Here is a 3,455-nt window from a genome sequence, read left to right as displayed (position 1 = left end):
CAGCACCCTTGAAGTCGTGCTCATGGCCAGCGATGCGGCGGGCAACACCCAGATGGCATCTGCCAACCGGGCCTACGCCGTGGACATCACCGTGCCCACGGTGCAAAGCATCGTGCTGGACAAGAGCGCCCTGAAAGTGGGCGAGAGCGCCACCGTCACCATCAGCTTCAGCGAGAAAGTCAAAGCCTTTGACCTGTCGGACTTGACCGCTGACAACGCCACACTGAGCAACCTGGCCACAGCCGATGGCGGCCTGACCTGGACCGCCACACTCACCCCGACTGCCAACATCGAAGACACCAGCAACGTGGTCCAAGTGCTGGCCAACTACACCGACCTGTCGGGCAACGTGGGCACCGCAGGCACGAGCGGCAACTACAGCCTGGACACCAAAGCGCCCACAGCCACCATCAAACTGGCCGACGAAGCCCTGCAAGCGGGCGAGACCACCACGCTGACCATCACCTTCAGCGAGAAAGTGCAAGACTTTGGCAACGCGGATGTCACGGTGCAAAACGGCACATTGGGCACCTTGGTCAGCACCGACGGCATCGTCTGGACCGGCACCTACACGCCCAACGTCAACCTTGAAGACACCACCAACGTCATCACGCTGGCCAACACCTACAGCGACCTGATCGGCAACGCCGGAGCCGTGGGCACCAGCGGCAACTACAGCGTAGACACCAAGGCCCCCTCGGCCGTGGTCACCCTCCAAGACGCCCAAGGCGCACCGATGACCAGCCTCACGGCCGGACAAAGCGCCCAGCTGACCATCACCTTCAGCGAAGCCGTCAAAGACTTCAGCAACGCCGACGTGACAGCGCCCAACGGCACGCTCAGCACCCTGGCCAGCACCGACGGCGGCACCACCTGGACAGCCACCTTCACCCCCAACGCCAACGTCGAAGTGGCGGCCAACAGCATCAGCGTCAACCCCGGTGCCTACAGCGACCTGGCCGCTAACGCAGGCGCAGCCGCATCGAGTGCCAACTACGCCGTAGACACCCAAGGCCCGACGGCCACGATCACGCTGAGCGACAACGCGCTCACGGCAGGCGAGAGCGCACAAGTGACCATCGTCTTCAGTGAAAAAGTCACCGGCTTTGGCAACAGCGACGTGGCTGTAGAAAACGGCACCCTGAGCACCCTGGCCACCACCGACGGCGGCAAGACCTGGGTGGGCAGCTTCACGCCCACCGCAGGCACGGCAGACGCCAGCAATGTCATGAGCGTGGCCAACAGCTACACCGACGTGGCGGGCAACCAAGGCGCCAGCACCAGCAGCGCCAACTACGCCATTGACCTCAAAGCGCCGACAGCCAGCATCGCCCTGAGCGACAACGCGCTCAAAGCAGGCGAGAGTGCCACGGTGACCATCACCTTCAGCGAAAAAGTCAAAGACTTCAGCAACGCGGACATCACAGCGCCCAACGGTGCCTTGAGCACATTCACCGCCAGCACAGACGGCCTGATCTGGACAGCCACCTTCACGCCAGCAACAGACACCGAAGCGGCCAGCAACACGCTGAGCCTGGGCACGGCCTACACCGACGAAGCGGGCAACGCGGGCACGGTGGCCACCGCCAGCTACGCAGTGGACACCCAAGCACCGAGCTTCACAGTCAAGCTCGATGACGCCAGCAACAGCGGCGCGTTGTCAGACCGCCTGACCCACATCGACATGCCCACCATCAGCGGCACGGGCACCAAGGACGACGTGATTCAGGTCACCATGCCCGGCACCAACGAAGTGCTCAGCACCACGGTGGCTGCAGACGGCAGCTGGAGCGTCACGCCCACCATCGCGATGACAAGCGGCAGCGTGAGCATCATCGCCACCGACCCCGCAGGCAACACCAGTGCAGCGCAAACGCTGCCTCTGGTGATTGACACCAGTGTGGCCACGCCCACGGTGTCTTTGCTGTGCGACAGCGGCACCAACAGCAGCGACAAGATCAGCCGAGACGGCACGATCGCGGTGAGCAATCTGGAGACCGGTGCCACGGTCGAGTACAGCACCAACGGCACAACGTGGACCACCACCTTCACAGCCGCAGAGGGAGCCAACACGGTGCAAGTGCGCGCCACCGATGCCGCAGGCAATGTGGCCACCTCGGCTGCCTTCAGCTTCACACTCGACAGCCAAACCAGCGCCTTCGCCGTGGCGCTCAGCTGCGACAGCGGCACGGCCAGCGACAAACTCAGCCGAGACGCCACCCTCGTCATCACCGGCGCAGAAGCCGGTGCAGACATCAGCTACAGCACCAACGGCACCACCTGGACCAGCACCTACACAGCAGCCGAAGGCCTGAACACCGTCAAAGTGCGCGTCATGGACGCCGCAGGCAACCAGCGCACCCAAGACTACAGCTTCACCCTGGACAGCACAGCGCCCACCCCGGCCGTGCTCACCCTGGTGTGCGACAGCGGCAGCCAAGGCGCTGACAAGCTCACGAACAACGGCAACATCAACGTGGCTGCCGAAGCCGGTGCCACCCTCGAATACAGCACCAACGGCACCACTTGGGGCACGACCTTTGTCGCCAGCGAAGGCGCTAACACGGTCAGCGTGCGCGTCACCGACCAGGCAGGCAACGTCAGCAACACCTCCAGCCTGAGCTTCACCCTGGACAGCGCAGCCCCTGTGGCCCCCACCGTGGGCCTGGTGTGCGACAGCGGCAACATCACGGGCTCTGGCACAGACAAGATCACGAACACAGGCACCCTGAGCCTGAGCAGCGTAGAAGCAGGCGGTGAGCTCGAATACAGCACCAACGGCGTGAACTGGGCCACCACCTTTGCAGCGGCTGAAGGCTCCAACAACGTGCAAGTGCGCGTGACCGATGCTGCAGGCAACCTGGGCGCAGTCACCAACTACAGCTTCACACTGGACACCCAAGCGCCCGATGCGCCCGTCCTTGGCCTGGTGTGCGACACCGGTGCACTCGGCACCGACAAGATCACCAGCGATGGCCGCTACAGCGTCACGACCTTGGAAGTGGGTGCCACGCTGCAATACAGCACAGACGGCGTCGGGTGGGGCACCACCTTCACAGCAGCAGAAGGCAGCAACACCGTCAAGGCGCGGGTCATTGATGCAGCAGGCAACGCAGGCGCAGCCAGCACCCTGAGCTTCACGCTGGACACGGTCATCAGCAAGCCCACTGTGGCGCTCAGCTGCGACAGCGGCACCAGCAACAGCGACGGCATCACCCGCAGCGGCGCGCTGAACCTGAACAACATCGACAGCGACGCACAGCTGCAGTACAGCACCGATGGTCAAACCTGGACCAGCAGCTTCACAGCGGTGGAGGGCACCAACAGCGTGACCCTCAAAGTCACAGACGCAGCGGGCAATGTGGCCACCTCGGACACGCTGAGCTTCACACTGAACGCAGCAGACGCGGTCTTCACCGCCCAACTGGACCTGTCCAGCAACAGCGGCAGTTCAA

General features: G+C 63.7%; 1 protein-coding gene. It reads left to right on the top strand.

All coding sequences use genetic code 11. The features are described from left to right. Nucleotides 1-3,455 (top strand): Ig-like domain-containing protein (locus H663_RS40695; protein ID WP_205872770.1); only part of this gene is annotated, 3,455 nt, incomplete at both ends.

Source organism: Limnohabitans planktonicus II-D5, assembly GCF_001270065.2.
Lineage (GTDB): Bacteria > Pseudomonadota > Gammaproteobacteria > Burkholderiales > Burkholderiaceae_C > Limnohabitans_A > Limnohabitans_A planktonicus.
This window is presented reverse-complemented; position numbering and strand designations above follow the sequence as displayed.